Origin of the sequence: Rhodococcus zopfii NBRC 100606 = JCM 9919, assembly GCF_001895025.1 — a bacterium.
Taxonomy (GTDB): Bacteria; Actinomycetota; Actinomycetes; order Mycobacteriales; family Mycobacteriaceae; genus Rhodococcus; species Rhodococcus zopfii.
This window is the reverse complement of sequence record NZ_BCXI01000052.1, coordinates 32,993-47,787: the sequence shown is the minus strand read 5'-3', so window position 1 is coordinate 47,787 and position 14,795 is coordinate 32,993. Positions and strand designations below refer to the sequence as shown.

Below are 14,795 nucleotides of genomic sequence, written 5' to 3'. Positions count from 1 at the left end.
AGTAAGGCATACGAAGTCGAACGGGCCGTCCGCCTGGAAACTGTCCCAATGACTTGTACGGTATGGGACCGCTGGTTCGAAATGTGACACTACGGGGTTGTAGCTTCCGGGACGGGCGCGGATCATCTTGTCAATCTCTCGCGTGCCCATGGCTGCGAGTTGGATATGGTCGGAACGAGATTTGAAGTCCTTCATCGCGAAGAAGAGTTCGTCTGATCCGCCTCCGTCGCCGTAGACATAGGTCAAATCATGGATCCACCTGCACGCGGTCGCAAACAGAAGGAAGTTGCCATCGTTCAGCCCCGTTGCGCCCGCCCGCGGATACTGCCGATCTTCGGGCGAATCGAAAAGTAAAGATGACATCAAATAGACATAGCCAGAGTCCCCTAGTCCAAGGTCCGCGTGCGCGTCTAAATGGGTCACGTGGAAAGGTGGTTTGAGTAGCCCGACGCTGATTGCTTCGCGCCATCTGGGAAAAAGTTCGCCGTGATTCTCGGTGAGGAATCCAGGGAGGCGGCCAGCTAACCCGAATTTCTCTCTGAGAAATTCTATTGCCTCCGCTATCGGCCACACTGAATAATCCTCCGATGATGGTCGTTCATCATCTGGTGGCCAATGAACCACGGGAGTAACGAAGAAGTCGAGGTCGATGTCCAGGATCCGTTGCACTGCCCTCACGTTACAGTGACACTCGGCCGAAGGGCTAGCGACGATACGGTAGAGGACGCATCGCCCCGTGGTAGGCAGCGAAACCAGAGAGGTCCGGGTAGATCGTGTTTTCCGCATAAGGGAGAAGCCCGTACTTCTGAGCATCGCGCATTTCTGCTTTCAGTTCCGGTGCCACTCCGATGAAGTAACAGTCGGGATCGTCAATCAGTTCGGTCTCCCAGACACGTGTGCCTCGGAGATTCACTGTTCCCCAGGGCTGATTGGCAATCGGTGACAGAAGGAAGAACCCACTTTGGGCCACAATCCGGAGGTTGAGCTTCGAAGGAATCCAGTAGCCCGCGCGCCGGTTCTCCTCGCGCATCGAGTTCATCACCTCAGTGAGTGACTTCTTCTGAGCGAACTCAGCGCTGATCGTCCGAAGTGGTGCTTGCCCGAATGCAATGACGACCCCCGGCTGATTGTCCAGGTCCGGGTCTTGTGAAGTAGTAGCCATCCAAAGTGCGACGAAGAGGTTCTTAGTAATGTCGAGCAGCCTGGTTGCCGCGCCGTGGTGCTGGAGGTTTGCGAGTAGTTCGAGGTCGGACAGGTGGCGTCCATCCTGATGACCGAATCCGTTCACGCGGGCCTCATTCAGCAGAAGGCGTTCGTACTCGCACACCATCTCCTCATGCTGAGCAGAGCCTTGCATCAGCACCACCGCATCCCGGGCGGCCTTTACTCCAAACAGACGAAGCATGTCCTGCACGGTCTCGTAGTCACGTCCGAAGTGTTCGAGCCAGGGGCCCTGGACTCGTCGGGCTGCGCCCGATTGCACAACCCACTCGCAATCGGCCTGTCCGCGCCACCCACAAATTCCGTTGTGGTCAGCCTCCTTGGCGATTACCTGCGCAATCCGGATGAACTCCGGAATCGAGGTGGCCATGGGCACATGACCGAAAGATCCCAGGAGTTGTCGATCGCCAGGGATACTCCGTCGTTCGTACCAGTCGAGCTCTCTGATTTTGAGGTTGGTGACTTCGGAGGTCTCGTTGCTGGTGGTAGCGGTGTTCACGCCGTCATGCTTCCATGCCTGGTATCGCGCTCGGCAATCCCACCATCGACTCGACGATAGTCTCGGGTGATGCCACCACTGAACCTCAACCTCGCCGGTCGGGTCTTCCCGCCGACGACGTACCTCGTCGGTCGTGAGAAGGTCCGCGAGTTCGCTCGCGCCGTGCGGTCGACGAGCCCGCTTCATCTTGACGTCGAGGCTGCCCGCGCAGCCGGTTTCGCCGATGTGGTGGCCCCGTACACCTTCACCACTGTCGTCCAGTCCCCCGCGATCACCCAGCTCGTCGAGACCCCGGACACTGGACTCGACCCGCACCGGATCGTCCACGGGTCCGAGAAGATCGAGTCCCGACGGCCGATCATCGCTGGAGACGACCTGTCCACCACACTGACGATCACCGACGTCGCCGAGCGCGCCGGCAACTCCATCCTTTCGACGATCTGCGAGCTCCGAGACCAGGACGGTGCTCTTGTCGCCACGGTGACGTCGTCGCTGCTGCACCGAGGAGACGACGCATGACGACCACGCAGACCCCCAAGTTCGACGACCTCGAGATCGGAGCTATCGTCGCGAAAGCCGACCTGACGGTGACCCGAGAGGACCTCGTGCGCTACGCCGGGGCCTCGGTCGACCTGAACCCGATCCACTTCAACGATGCCGCCGCAGCCCACGCCGGGCTTTCCGGTGTGCTCGCGCACGGGATGCTCACCGCGGCCCTCGCGCTGCAGCCGGTCGTGGACTGGATCGGCGACCCGACTGCCGTTGTCTCGTACGAGACCCGGTTCACGCGGCCGGTGGTGGTGGACCAGGTGAACGGCGCCGAGCTGTCCATCTCGGCGAAGGTGGCTCGACTCGACGCCGAAGAACGCACAGCGCGGATCGACATCACGGTCACCTGCGAGGAGCAGAAGGTCCTCGGGAAGACCCAGGCCCACATCACGTTCTCGGCCTGATCTGCTCGTACCGCCGTGGAGCAGGCCCTGCCGCCACCGACGGCAAGGCCTGCCCCCGTGCACGGGACTATCCACCGATCACGGCTGCATCCACACGTACTGGGACGTGCCGATGGACGACACAGCCGGTGTCTGGGTCGTCAGCAGGCTCACACCGGCACCGACCGGAACATCGATCCGGGTCGGACCCGGCTTGTCCACCGTCACGCTCGCCACGTGAGCGAACGGCGCGATTCCGTTGATCCACTCCACCTTCACCGGGGCCGCGCACTCCGGGCTGGCCCCGAACGCGCCGGTAGGTGTGAAGCTCACTCCGAGCAGGTCGGTCCGACCGGGAACGGAGTCCAACGAAACCTGGATCGGGCCGCCGCATCGTTCCACGTTCATCAGCGGCGAGATGTTGTCTCCTGCAATGCTCGGGGTGGCCGGCGGCGGAGCAGCCGACGCCACCCCGGCTCCGGAGACGGTCAGCGTTGCTGCTGTCGCCACCCCAGCTGCCGCCTGAATGACACGTCGAACTGCACCGTTGAGCTTGCTCATGGAATCCCCTTGATCGTTGGTGAACTGGCGGCCCGACGGTACGGAGGCGGTTCACCATGTCCCGGGGGGCGGGGCAGGGCGGCGGCATGGCGATGCCCCCGGTTCGAACGGGCGGGTTCACATGATCGTCGCAACACTCTCAACGAGAGGTTGCGACGATCATGTCGTTTCAGGAGGACTGTGTCCGGTTCGGTGACCAACTCGTGCGGCTGGCCGATTCCGGGGTTTCGGTCACGGAGGCTGCGGTCGCAATCGGGCTGCCACGGAGCCGGTGCTACGCGATCTTGAGGGCAATCGGCCGTCCGATGGGTAAGCCTCGCGGCCGGGCCGGCACCGCCGACGTTCGACTGATCGCGACGGTCTTCGGCGAGACCGGCTCGATCACCCGGGCGGCGAAGGCGTCCGGGGTGGCGCACACGGTTGCCCGCCGGATCCTGGTGGCCGAGGGGCTGGTCAGCAGCGAGAAGCTCCCACCGAAGGGCAAACCCGAGGCGAAGCGTCGCTGCCTGGAGTTGATCGAGGCGGGTTGGTCGACCACACGAGCGGCGCGTGAGGTCGGGGTCAACGAACGCACCGCGCGGGACTGGCGTCAGGGAATCCGGCATTCCCGCAACTGGCGGATCCACCCGGACGGCCGGGTGGTGGACTACACCCGTGGCACCGTCTACAACCAGTCGGTGACCAGTGCAGCCTGCGCCGATCCCGCGCAACCGGCGATCAGCGACCGGTACCTGTCGATCGAGGACCGGATCGCTATCGCCGACGGCCTGCTCGTGAAGGACTCGTTGCGGACGATCGCAATCCGGATCGGCAAGGACGTCTCCACCGTCTCGAGGGAGGTTCGTCGGCACAGCATCGACGGCCGGTACCTGCCGTATCAGGCGGACCGGGAAGCCGCCGCTGCCCGGGAGCGCCGAAGCAGTCCAAACTGGTTCAGAACACGGTCCTGCGTGCGGAGGTGGAGGAAGGTCTGTCCCGGAAGCTGTCTCCCGAGCAGATCTCACACCGCCTGCGCCGGGACTTCCCTGACGACGAGAGTATGCGGGTGAGCCACGAAACGATCTACCAGGCCCTGTACTTCCAGGCCCGCGGAGGGCTGAAAACTGAAGTGAAGCAAGCACTTCGGTCCGGTCGTACCAGGAGGAAACCGCAACGCAAGGAGGGCGAACGGTATCAGCGGTTCATCGATCCGATGGTGATGATCAGCGACCGGCCGGCCGAGGTCGAGGACCGCGCTGTTCCCGGACATTGGGAAGGTGACCTGATCACCGGTGAGCTGAACAAGACCGCGATCGGCACCCTTGTTGAACGCTCCACCCGCTACACGATGCTGCTGCACCTGCCGAACGGTCATGACGCCGAATCCGTGCGTGATGCGCTCATCACCGCCATGTCGGATCTTCCTGCGCATCTGCGTGGGTCGCTGACCTGGGACCAGGGCGCCGAGATGGCCCGGCACAGGCAGTTCAGCATGGCAACCGACTTGGCCGTCTGCTTCTGCGATCCTGCCAGTCCCTGGCAGCGGGGCAGCAACGAGAACACCAACGGGCTGCTGCGGCAGTACTTCCCGAAGGGCACTGACCTGAGCGTCTACGGTCCTGAAGATCTCGAGCACGTCGCCCAGGAACTCAACGGCCGGCCACGCAAAACGCTCGGCTGGGATACCCCAGCCGAGCGTCTGCGTGATCTAATCACCACCAATCGACAGGCAGTGTTGCGACGACCCCTTGAAACCGCCAACGGCGGGGGCATCCTTCACTCGAGAGGGAATCGCTCACCCCACGAGGAATATCCATATTGACATACCCGGTGATGCTCACGGTGCTCAGTGGTGGCGCCCCGGCCTCGATGGGTCCGGCAGAATGCCGGTCGAGCTTGGGCCGGGCACTGCGAATCTGCTGACTCCCTCGGGGCTGCGGGCGCTACGCCGTCGATACCCGTCAGTCCGGCGTGTGAGGTAGTTGGGAGTACCAGCGCGGCACTTTGATCCGCTGACCTGAACACGAGACGGGCCCCACACCACTTGTAGTGTGGGGCCCGCGGTTTGGGTTGTGTCAGGCAGCCGCCGGTGCCAGTGCCGGATCAGCGGCAGGAGCCTGCGGAGCGCCGAACGCCGCGATACCCTCGCCGACCGCGGTGCTGATCAGATTGCCGCTCAAGCCCGCCGTCTGATCGGTGAAGAAGTCCGTCAGCACGGAATCGACCTGCTCGATGATCTGCTCACCGCCGGGCTGCGCAGCGACGAAGTCGCGCGCCTGCATGTCGAGCGCCGGTGCCGTCTCCGTGACGAAAGTCTGCACGGCGTCGACCGCGACCTCACCGACCGGGTCCTGCGACCACTCAGCGAGGGTGGTGTCGACCTGCTCGACGACCGCATCGTGCTCGACATCGGACACTTCGACCTCGAGCGGCGTGGCATCCTCACCAGCGCCGTACATGGTGCCCGCGGCGTACCCGGCCACTCCACCGCCGGCAGCGCCGAGGCCACCGCCGACCGCGCAACCGAGGCCGGCGCCCAGCGCCGCGCCACCGGCGGTGCCCGCCACACCGGTGGTGATCGGCGCGGTGCCCGGGATGGGCGACGGAAGCATTCCGCCGAGCAGCGCGCCACCGATACCACCGATCGTGCCGAATGCCAGCCCGGTCGGTAGACCCAGTGCGAGGCAACCGGCTGTGCCGCCGGCCGCGATACCGGCCGCAGTGCCGGCCAACTGTGCCGAGGCGATGTTCTCGGCTTCCTGATCTTCCATGCCGTTTGCGCGATGGAAGTCCGTGACGCCCGCCTCGATCCAGGCGGTGGTCTTGTTGGTGCGTTCGGCGTCGATGTCCGAGATCCAGTTCGGCTGGTCGAAGACGGCTCGGCCGATGCGGATCTTGTTCTTGGGAGCCTCGATTGGGAGGGTCGGTGTGATCAGCGGGTTGGGGGTCGGCAGGTTGTTCCAGACGGCCGGGCTCGCTGCGCCGGTGCCGTCATCGGAGTAGTTCCCGCCGCCGGAGTAGCCGCCGCCCGACCAGGTGGTCGTCACGCCGCCGCCGGTCTCCGGGTTGTACGCCCGCGTGCCCTGGTTGTACTGCGGCGGCGGGGCCACCCAGTACGATTCCGCCGGTTCCGGAGCAACCTGAACAGGGGCCGGCTGAGGAGCGGTCGGTGTCGGGTTCGGGTTCGACCACCCGGACTCGGGTGCACTGTCCGACGGATTCGGGTTCGACCACCCCGAGTCCGGCGCTGCCTGGGCGATTCCCGCACCGGTCACGGCGGTCATGCCGATCCCGGCCGCGACCGCCGTGGGGGCAAGCCACGACTTCCGTGGCTTGCGGTGCTTCTTGGCCATCTTGTTCCTCCTGTGCTGCAGCAGTGCTGATACCGAGTCCGGGGAGTCCAGGGTCGGTGAGCCTGTGCGACGCGGGGCCCCGCACGTTGTCGCAAAGGTCGCGCCGACCGTAAATCGGAGGTTCTCCACTTCCATCCGGCGTCGAGCGAAAAACGTTCGCATGCAGGGCAAACAACTGCTGACCTGCGAGGAGAAGCATCGGACTACGGTTCTGCGCACCAACCACCAGACCGACCCGATACGAGGAACGCCATGGCACGCGGACGCGTAGAACCGGACACAACACCGTCGCCCGGGAACGACGAGTGGGACAGCGATGCCCCGTGGGGTGACGAATCAGCGATCGACGGACAGGCCTTCGTCCGCGACGGGTATGACCAGGGATTCGGCGACGAGTACGTCGCGGGCGAATTCGACGACGCCGGCTACGACGGCTTCGACGACGACCAGGAGTTGATCGGAGCGATCCCCGCGGTGGCCGCCTCCCTTGCGGAGGACAATGAGCCGTGGGATCCGCGGGCCGAGAGCGAGTATCGCGGCACGGATCACTACGAGATCCACGACTACGGCCACCCGGCCGCCTACACCCAGACCGCAGATCCCTACGCGAGCGCGCCGGCCCCGGGCTTCGACACCGATGCCTTTCTCCGCACGCCCCAGAAGCCGACCCGCACCCCCGCCGGAAAGCGTCGCCGTGTCGGCGCGGTCGCTGTGGTCGCCGGTGTTGTGGTCCTCGGCGCCGTCGCCTTCGGCACGCTCAGGGGCGGTAGCACAGACCAGGAATCCTCGGCGGCGGTGGGTACGACCGCTGCTGTCACGACGACCGCTCCGGCAACGCCGAGCACCGTCGCCTCCGCTCCTGCTCCCGGGGACACCACTAGCGGCCCTGGGGTGATCCTCGGCTTCGACGACGCGTACTACACGCAGCGCAACGGTGCTGTCGCGGCCGGATTCCTTGTTGCCAGCCAGAACACGCCCGCCACCGCGCAGGCAATCCAAACTGACATCGACCGGCTCGACCCGCTGACGACGCACAACCTTGTGATCACCAGCACCGAGACCGAGAACGTCTACAACGTCCGACTGACGGTCACCACGCCGGACGGCGTGAGCCACGAGTACCACCAGCAGTACACGGTGGTCTCAGCCGGAGGGCGGTTCTACATCGCGAACAAGCTGAACTGCGACTCGGTCTGCCCAACCCCCTGACGGTGCGGCCGCCGGGGACTGAAACACCCGCGGCCCGAGGGGGTTCTGTGAAGGCGTCCCAACAACCGGGTCCTACGGACCGATACCCCACAGAGGAGGGTTCATGACCACGCTGTCGCCGCTCCGCGCGATCCTCAGTCCCGTTGCACTGCAAGCATCCTGGATGAACTGGCAGCACCGTACCGAGAACACGGTGGTCGCCGGGGTCATCCGCGCCGATCGGCCGACGGCGGACCTGATGCAGCGCATCCGATCGCGCACAGCCGTTCTGACGTATCGGGGGATAGATGGCCGCACCACGACGGTCACCTTCGAACGTGACCGCACGGAGCGCTACGAGGCCGTAATACTCGATGCGTTCGAGCACTTCTACGCGCTCGCCGAGCAGTCCATCATCAGTCCCACGCTATACATCGGCCATGCGGGAGTTCGCGCCGAAACTCGTGGATGCGCTGCGAGCTTCCCCGAAGTCATCCTTGCGGAGAACCCGCTCGGCTGCCTTTCCGAGCTCTTCCACGCCGCCGGCCGCGCCCTACCTGAGGTACCGAGATCGTCGCCGCTCCCCGGACCGGCCCGAAGCGGGAGCCGGGCGCCGGTCATGCAGGTCGCGACAGACGCATCGAAGCGTCGCGGCCGCCCCGGTGTCGGCATCAGCGCAGTGGACGCCGCCGGCGGAGTCTGCGTCGACTACCTACCCGACGTGGAGAGCATCAATCTGGGCGAGTGTCTCGCCATCGAGATGGCGGTGCGCCGGCACACCGGTCGCCTGGAGATCCTCACCGACAGTCAGCAGGTCGCCACCTACCTGCAGAGCAACGATCCTGACGTCCCGCGCTGGCTCATCTCGAGTCACGCAGGCAGGATCCGAGCGCTGCGGGAGAAACTGCAGCGCACCGGAAGCAGGGTGCGCTGGGTCCGTGGCCACGACGGACACCAGCTGAACGAGGCGGCCAACCGCGCGGCGATTGCGGTGCGGCGCAACAACGAGTTCGACGTCTCCCCCGCCGTCGCGTCCGACATGTACAGGAGGATCGGCGGTGACGCAGTTCAGCCGGTCGCCGCGTGAACCGTGACTACAGGTCGGCGGCGTCCAACGCCGGGACGGGCGCGGCGGGGCGGGTCGCGGAGTGTGGTCGAGGCGTCCGCGGTGGTGCTGTGGGAGTCGGCTCCGGGGCGATGACGGGCGCAGCAGCGGCGGGCGGTTCCGGGTCCTCGTCGACCGGCTCGTCGGCGGGATAGAACGCGACCGCAGGCAGCTTCAACCCCATCTTCTGACTCAGGTACGCCGCCAGGTCCGCCAGCTCCGGCGCGGCGGCATCGGACCCGGCGGCCGACGCGAACACCGCAGCTAGCAGCTCGAACATCCCAGGATCGGCACCGACGAGAAGGCGAAAATCCTCCTGTCGCGCAATTCCGAACGCGAGGTGCTGCTCCCCGCCGTCGGGAGCGTCCACGCATCGCAGTGCGCCAGGCACGGCCTTCGATCGGAGGTAGGGTCCCGGGGTGGCGCGCCCGGCGACGCTCCGCAGCCGGGTGGCGGCCATCTCGAATACCGACTCGGCGTTGGTCATATGCGCTCCCTTCAAGCGGTGGTGCGGCACAAGTTATCGGTGCGGTTCACCACCTGCTGGCGGAGCGGACGCCCGGTGGCCGCGGGCCGCGCGTGCCGCTCCGATTCCCCGATCGCGGTTGGCCTGGCCCAAAACGTCTACTACTATTGGACGTGCTGGCGGCTGGTCTCATCCACGTCGTGCGGCCGCGCCTCCCAGAGAGACGCGCTACCTATGCTCTCCTCCTTCGCGTGGGGTGTGTGGGCAGATCCGATAGAGCGTAGTGAGCGTCGGCCTTTGCCGGCGCTCCTCCTTTTTGTGCAGGTAGACAACTTCTCTCATCAGGGTGGAGAAGGCGTTTGTCAGGGTGGCCGCGTCCACACCCAGCGGATCCGGGGGACAGCGAAGGCCGGTCAACCCCATCGGCCCTCGACGTCGATCTGGGCCCACACCTGACTCGGAGACGCCAGATGACGCCCCGTGCATCCATGCTCACACGCGCCGCCACCGCTGCACTCACCACAGCCGTCGCAGGCGCGACCGGCCTCGGCGTCGGCGCACTCGCCGCCACCCCGGCATACGCCGCCCCCGGCGACTGCTCCCCCGCCGAAATCATCGCCGTCCCGGGCACCTGGGAGACCAACAAGAACGCAGACCCCAGCAACCCCGTTGGGATGCTCAAGACCGTCACCGACAAGGCTGCCGCCAACTCCGGCGGCACCATCAGCTCTCTCTTCCCCGCCTACGAAGCCACCGCATTCGACCAGGGCGTCGGATACGCCGACAGCAAAGCCGACGGCGTCACCGCCGTCAGCGCCGCGCTCAAGCAGCGCGCAGCCCGCTGCCCCTCCACCCTGTTCGGACTCACCGGATACAGCCAAGGCGCCGACATCGCAGGCGACCTCGCAGAACAGATCGCGCAAGGCAACGGCCCAATCCCTGCATCCCGACTGCGCGCCACCGTCCTGATCGCAGATCCTCGCCGCGGCACCCCCGGAGAAACTGTCGTCGGCCCGAATCCGCCCGGCCACGGCATCGCCGGTCCCCGCACCGACGGGTTCGCCGGCATGAAGGTCATGACCATCTGCGACCCCGCCCCCGACCTCTACTGCGCCACCCCCAGTGATGACGGGCTCCTCAACGGCATCGGATCGGTGCTCGGCAATGCCGGACTGGCCAGCACCAAAGACGACGCCCCCACCAACCCCGCCGACACCGCCACCGCCACCGACCTCGCGAACCTGAACATCGACGGCCTCAAGACCGCGTCCACCCGCATCCAGGCAGCCCTCTCATCCGGGGACACCGCCGGCGCACGCAGTATCGCCACCGAAACGCGCAAGGACAGCCAGCTGTTCCGCAACCTCGCGCAGAACATCAGCAACGGGTACGCCGCCGCCACCCTCACCGACTTCTCCCAAGACACCGCCCAGTACCGCGCCAGCACCGTCCTCAACACGGTCCGCAACGTCGACGTCGACAACCTATCGAGGATCCTCGACAACCTCGCTGACGGCGCCAACAGCCTCGGCGTCAACCAGCTCATGGGCTCCGCCGCCGACCTCGCCGAAATCCTCGGCCCGCTCGCAGGACTCGGCGGCAGCGATGTCACCGCCGCCGCACGCATCGTGCGCGGCATCCAGCCGGTGTCTTTGCTCCGTCAGGCATCCGTCACCTCCGGCAAGGTCGCCCGCATCGACTTCCAGGGCATCGTCAACGACCTGACCACCCTCGGCGCGCTCGCCACCATCGGCGACTTCCCTGCAATGCCCAACACCGTCAACACCCTCAACGCCAAGCTCGTCGGCATCGTCGAAGCCGTCGACTCGGTCGACCTCGACCCGCTGATCGCGATCCTGCAGACCATGCCCCCCGGGTCACCCGAACGGCTGGCCGGGGATGTCCTCAAGGTCATCAACCGCCTCGACCTGACCGCGCTCGCCCAAAACGTCGCCCTGATCGTGAAGTACGTGATGAGCGGTGACCTGCTCGCGATCCCGCCTCTGATCCTCGACACGCTCGCCACCGCGGCCGACACCAGCGGCATCCTCGATGGCGTCGACCTCGGCGCCGTGTCGAACCTCGCCACCTCGTTCAACGTCGGCGACGTCACCCGCTCCGCGACTCGAGCCATCTCCTTCTACTCCGGTGGCGCGCACCAGAACTACGGTCAGCTTGTCGTCGACTCTCGAGGCCGCGACGCCTTGAGCTGGACCGCGGACTACTTCACCAGCGAACTCGCAGGCCGCAATTCGGCCACGACGACCAGCAAGAAGGCTCCGGCGACGACATCTGCAACACCGTCCCGGCCGGCCTCTACCGTCGAGGGTGAGCCCGTAGCCGCGGGCAACTGACCAAACAGAAAGGCGCCGGCCATGTCCGCGATACTTCACGCGGGCGCGTTCGTGCTCGCGATCCTCATCAGCATCGCCCTCATCCAGACCGCGCTCGCTGTCCCCACATGGTGGGTGGCGCTGACGATCTCAGCACTGATGAACATCCCGGTCGCACTGCTCGTGTGGGCGCAAGCCCCGCGATGGGTCATACCCCTCCCGCTCGTGGCGATACTCGGGGTGCTGGCCTTCATGCTGTCCGCCGTTGCGGTCGAACAGCATCGGAGGTTGCAGCACCTTCGCCGTGAGCGGGACAACGCTAGCCAAACCCTCCGCCTACCCGAGTCTGAGGAGACAACTGCATCTACGAAGGTTCCTGCGGCACCGCAAGGATGGTGGGATGCACCGGCCGTTGAGGAGCGGCTGGCGGGTGATCCGGTAGGAGACATCGAGGCTGACAATCCGGTTGACGGTCAGCGCAGCAGCGAGCGGAACACAGACCGGGACAGTCAGGAATTCGACGAGCTCATTCGCCGAAACTTCGCTGACTGAATGGCCGCGACGACCGAGCGGCGCACCTCACAGCGGCATGACATTGTGGAAGGCGAAGGCTTGGATGCTGTCCCTGTGAATCTTTTTCTTTCCAGAGGATTTCACGAGAGGTTCATCGGCGTACGCGAATGGATCTCCCGTTTGTGTGGGTCAGTCAGCGATCGCACTCGGCTAAGTCGCTGTTACCCGGGAGCTCTACGCCCGCCGGAAGCAGCGGCGGCCGGCCATCGTATCTGCAGATGTTAGACAGCTGCCCTGAAGTAACTGCCGTGTTGGCGAGGTCGGCGCCGGTGAGGTCGGCGCCGGTGAAGGTGGCGTCGGTGAGGGTGGCGCCGGCGAGGTACGCGCCGGTGAAGGTGGCGCCGTCGAGGTCGGCGCCGGTGAGGGTGGCCCTCTCGAGGTCGGCGCCTGTGAGGTCGGCTCCGGTGAGGATGGCGCCGGTGAGGTTGGCTCCGGCGAGGTAGGCGTCGGTGAGGATGGCGCCGATGAGGTTGGCTCCGGCGAGGTAGGCGTCGGTGAGGATGGCGCCGGTGAGGTTAGCGCGGGTGAGAGTGGCCTTGTCGAGGTCGGCGCCGGTGAGGTTGGCGGCGCCGGTGAGGATGGCACCAGCGAGGTTGGTGTCGGTGAAGTCGGCGCCAGCGAGATAGGCGCCGATCAGATTTGCATTTTCGAGGTAGAGGCCCTGAATATTCTGGTCGGCCAGATCCATTCCGTTATACGGCCGGCGAGTCTGTGGGTTTTGGTCGGACCGTTCTCGGACGAATCGAAGGTTCTCGAGTCTTTCTGCCTGATCCGCGCGCTGTTGTTCAGCTTGTTCACTAGCCTGCGTCCTCTGGTTCTCAGTGGTGGTCGTGTAGGCGATACCTGCGATCGTGATGAGGGCTGCCGCGACGACGCCGATGAGTCCTTCACGGACTCCGGATTTCCATTCCCGCTCTCCACGCTTCTTGTGCCACCAGCGGAGTGGCCGTCCGGCCGAGGGGTTCGGGTCTCCGGATGGGGCTGGGTCCGACGACTGGTCGAGGTCCGGCGTGCTCGCTTCGGCCTGGCCGTCGACGTGGGTCTCGGCATCTACCGTGTCGCTGGCGTTCGGCTGGTCTTCCTCCATCTGATTAGTCGACACAGGTCATCCTTCGCTCAGGCCCATGATCATTTGGTGCCGATCATCATGGACTATTTGCCGGGCAATGTCCGTGTAAAGGCTCTACCTGTCGATCACCTTGATACCGGCACGAATACGTGCTCGCAGACTGCGGCGAGGTCGCGGACATAGCGTCGTTGTGCGCGCTCCTCGACCAGTTCCGGTGACAACGTCTGCTCCTGGCCCACGGCGAGCTCGCGCTTCGTCGGCGTCGTGAACCGTCGGGCCGGTAGCGACGTCAGGTAGTCGACCAGGTGGGTCGCGTCGACGAGCGTGACGACCCGGGTGCCGACGACCGGTGCCTCGGACTCTTGGTCGGCTGGCTCGCCGAGTAGCTCGATCGTCCACTTGCCCCAGGGCACATTCATTCGGCCGCCGTGGATAGCGAGGACCACTGGGACGGTTTGGTGGTCGAGGCCGTCGGCGTGGAAGGCCCAGGCGATGCGGTCCGCTTCGAAGATCGCCGACTGCGCGAGGCTGGCGTCGAGGACGTGGCCGTTGTAGGACCAGTCGCTGCCGGCGGTGCCGTCTTCGGCGACCCAAGGGTGGCTCTCGAAGTGCCCGGATCGGTACTTGGTGTCCACCAGGACGACACCTGGAGGGCCGACGACGATGTGGTCTGCGTCGGCCGCTGTGTAATGCAGTGCCCGAGAGTGCAGCACGTGCCAGCGGTCGTCGAGGCCGGTCAATGCCTGTGCGGTGATGTGCTCGGCGTCGGCGCCGACCTCGAGGGACTCCTCGGCCATCCACCGGCCGTCCCCCTCCGGTCGATCGGCGAGCGGTGCGCCGGTGCGGTACCGGATCTTCGACCGCCAGGCGGCGCGGCGCGCCCGCCAGGTGATCGGCCAGTCGGCGCGCCACCCGACAGCTGCCAGGCCCGCGATGAGGGCAGGGGCCACCCACAGCCAACGAGGAAGCCCCAGGGCAGCCGTCGCCCAGAAGGCCGCGACGATGACGGCGAGGGCCGCGACCGCCGGCAGGTATGGGGTGCGGGTGGTGCGGCGGGTCGAGAACACCGACACCGAGGTGACCGCGCATGCAAGGACGGCGCCCCACGGCGTAGCGGTTCCGAGTCGGTAGGCGCCGGCGATGGCGAACACCAGTAGTGCTGCGACGAGCGCGAAGCCGATCCCGATTGCGCGGCGCGGGAAGGTGATCAGGCCGTACGCGGCTGCGAGAGCCGCGGCGCTGTACGTGCCCACGGCGAGCGCGTCCTTGACCGGGAGCACGAACAGTAGAGCGATGGTGGTGGCCGTCGCGGCGATCGCGCAGCCGGTGATGACGAGCTGACCGGTCAGGGTGCGCAGGGCGCGGTGTTGCGCTCGTGAGCGGTTGCGGAGGGACTGCCCTGCGATGGCGGGGCTGTCACCGCCGACGGAGAAGGCGTCTGGTGTGCTCATGGCCGTGAACGTACGGACGCACTTCTCCGGATGTTTCAGCCGTAACTGTTACGAGCGCGGCGTGT

Annotated in this window: 13 protein-coding genes and 1 pseudogene; 7 read left to right on the top strand and 7 right to left on the bottom strand. The window is 65.9% G+C overall.

Going from position 1 to position 14,795, the window contains the following annotated elements; all coding sequences use genetic code 11:
• Together RZ1_RS29785 and RZ1_RS26085 are read right to left on the bottom strand one after the other, a co-directional pair.
• Positions 1-669 (bottom strand): UPF0489 family protein (locus tag RZ1_RS29785; protein WP_169918130.1); only part of this gene is annotated, 669 nt, incomplete at its 3' end.
• A gap of 34 nt (positions 670-703) precedes the next feature.
• On the bottom strand, positions 704-1,720 hold the full coding sequence (locus RZ1_RS26085; RefSeq protein ID WP_169918127.1) for an FRG domain-containing protein: 1,017 nt from the start codon (positions 1,718-1,720) through the stop codon (positions 704-706).
• 69 nt (positions 1,721-1,789) lie between these two features.
• On the opposite strand from RZ1_RS26085, the gene RZ1_RS26080 reads away from it, so the two are divergent.
• A complete protein-coding gene (locus RZ1_RS26080) occupies positions 1,790-2,239 on the top strand; it encodes an FAS1-like dehydratase domain-containing protein (protein WP_072815532.1) in 450 nt (149 codons plus the stop codon).
• Positions 2,236-2,673, top strand: coding sequence for a MaoC/PaaZ C-terminal domain-containing protein (locus RZ1_RS26075; protein ID WP_072815531.1), 438 nt, complete (start codon positions 2,236-2,238; stop codon positions 2,671-2,673). The genes RZ1_RS26080 and RZ1_RS26075 overlap by 4 nt, the downstream gene beginning before the upstream one ends.
• A gap of 78 nt (positions 2,674-2,751) precedes the next feature.
• Here the strand turns inward: RZ1_RS26075 and RZ1_RS26070 are convergent, their stop codons facing one another.
• A complete protein-coding gene (locus tag RZ1_RS26070; RefSeq protein ID WP_174565247.1) occupies positions 2,752-3,213 on the bottom strand; it encodes a hypothetical protein in 462 nt (153 codons plus the stop codon).
• Between the two features lie 515 nt (positions 3,214-3,728).
• Here RZ1_RS26070 and RZ1_RS26065 point away from each other — a divergent pair.
• Positions 3,729-4,912, top strand: a pseudogene (locus RZ1_RS26065) (IS30 family transposase); the annotation flags it as partial.
• 355 nt (positions 4,913-5,267) lie between these two features.
• Here RZ1_RS26065 and RZ1_RS26060 read toward each other — a convergent pair.
• Positions 5,268-6,545, bottom strand: coding sequence for a hypothetical protein (locus RZ1_RS26060; RefSeq protein WP_072815529.1), 1,278 nt, complete (start codon positions 6,543-6,545; stop codon positions 5,268-5,270).
• Between the two features lie 252 nt (positions 6,546-6,797).
• Between RZ1_RS26060 and RZ1_RS26055 the strand changes: the two genes are divergently transcribed.
• Complete coding sequence (locus RZ1_RS26055; RefSeq protein ID WP_072815528.1) at positions 6,798-7,754, top strand: DUF8176 domain-containing protein; 957 nt, start codon at positions 6,798-6,800, stop codon at positions 7,752-7,754.
• A gap of 103 nt (positions 7,755-7,857) precedes the next feature.
• Positions 7,858-8,820: an RNase H family protein gene (locus tag RZ1_RS26050; protein ID WP_072815527.1), complete on the top strand. Its 963-nt coding sequence runs from the start codon at positions 7,858-7,860 to the stop codon at positions 8,818-8,820.
• Positions 8,821-8,827: 7 nt separating this feature from the next.
• Here RZ1_RS26050 and RZ1_RS26045 read toward each other — a convergent pair whose 3' ends face one another.
• A complete protein-coding gene (locus tag RZ1_RS26045; RefSeq protein WP_072815526.1) occupies positions 8,828-9,325 on the bottom strand; it encodes a hypothetical protein in 498 nt (165 codons plus the stop codon).
• Positions 9,326-9,792: 467 nt separating this feature from the next.
• Here RZ1_RS26045 and RZ1_RS26040 point away from each other — a divergent pair, with 467 nt between their 5' ends.
• A complete protein-coding gene (locus RZ1_RS26040) occupies positions 9,793-11,658 on the top strand; it encodes a cutinase family protein (RefSeq protein ID WP_169918125.1) in 1,866 nt (621 codons plus the stop codon).
• A gap of 21 nt (positions 11,659-11,679) precedes the next feature.
• Positions 11,680-12,189 carry a hypothetical protein gene (locus tag RZ1_RS26035; RefSeq protein WP_072815524.1) on the top strand — a complete coding sequence of 170 codons (510 nt, stop codon included), beginning with the start codon at positions 11,680-11,682 and terminating at the stop codon, positions 12,187-12,189.
• Between the two features lie 154 nt (positions 12,190-12,343).
• Here the strand turns inward: RZ1_RS26035 and RZ1_RS29780 are convergent, their stop codons facing one another.
• Complete coding sequence (locus RZ1_RS29780; RefSeq protein ID WP_139281990.1) at positions 12,344-13,312, bottom strand: pentapeptide repeat-containing protein; 969 nt, start codon at positions 13,310-13,312, stop codon at positions 12,344-12,346.
• A 92-nt stretch (positions 13,313-13,404) separates the two neighbouring features.
• Positions 13,405-14,730, bottom strand: coding sequence for an NERD domain-containing protein (locus tag RZ1_RS26025; RefSeq protein WP_072815522.1), 1,326 nt, complete (start codon positions 14,728-14,730; stop codon positions 13,405-13,407).
• Between the last annotated feature and the right edge of the window lie 65 nt (positions 14,731-14,795).

Bases quoted from the DNA above. Each gene is read 5' to 3' on its own strand.
- RZ1_RS26070 (WP_174565247.1), bottom strand. From the start codon at position 3,213: ATGAGCAAGCTCAACGGTGCAGTTCGACGTGTCATTCAGGCGGCAGCT.
- RZ1_RS26075 (WP_072815531.1), top strand. From the start codon at position 2,236: ATGACGACCACGCAGACCCCCAAGTTCGACGACCTCGAGATCGGAGCT.
- RZ1_RS26025 (WP_072815522.1), bottom strand. From the start codon at position 14,730: ATGAGCACACCAGACGCCTTCTCCGTCGGCGGTGACAGCCCCGCCATC.
- RZ1_RS26040 (WP_169918125.1), top strand. From the start codon at position 9,793: ATGCTCACACGCGCCGCCACCGCTGCACTCACCACAGCCGTCGCAGGC.
- RZ1_RS26045 (WP_072815526.1), bottom strand. From the start codon at position 9,325: ATGACCAACGCCGAGTCGGTATTCGAGATGGCCGCCACCCGGCTGCGG.
- RZ1_RS26035 (WP_072815524.1), top strand. From the start codon at position 11,680: ATGTCCGCGATACTTCACGCGGGCGCGTTCGTGCTCGCGATCCTCATC.
- RZ1_RS26055 (WP_072815528.1), top strand. From the start codon at position 6,798: ATGGCACGCGGACGCGTAGAACCGGACACAACACCGTCGCCCGGGAAC.
- RZ1_RS26060 (WP_072815529.1), bottom strand. From the start codon at position 6,545: ATGGCCAAGAAGCACCGCAAGCCACGGAAGTCGTGGCTTGCCCCCACG.
- RZ1_RS26080 (WP_072815532.1), top strand. From the start codon at position 1,790: ATGCCACCACTGAACCTCAACCTCGCCGGTCGGGTCTTCCCGCCGACG.
- RZ1_RS26050 (WP_072815527.1), top strand. From the start codon at position 7,858: ATGACCACGCTGTCGCCGCTCCGCGCGATCCTCAGTCCCGTTGCACTG.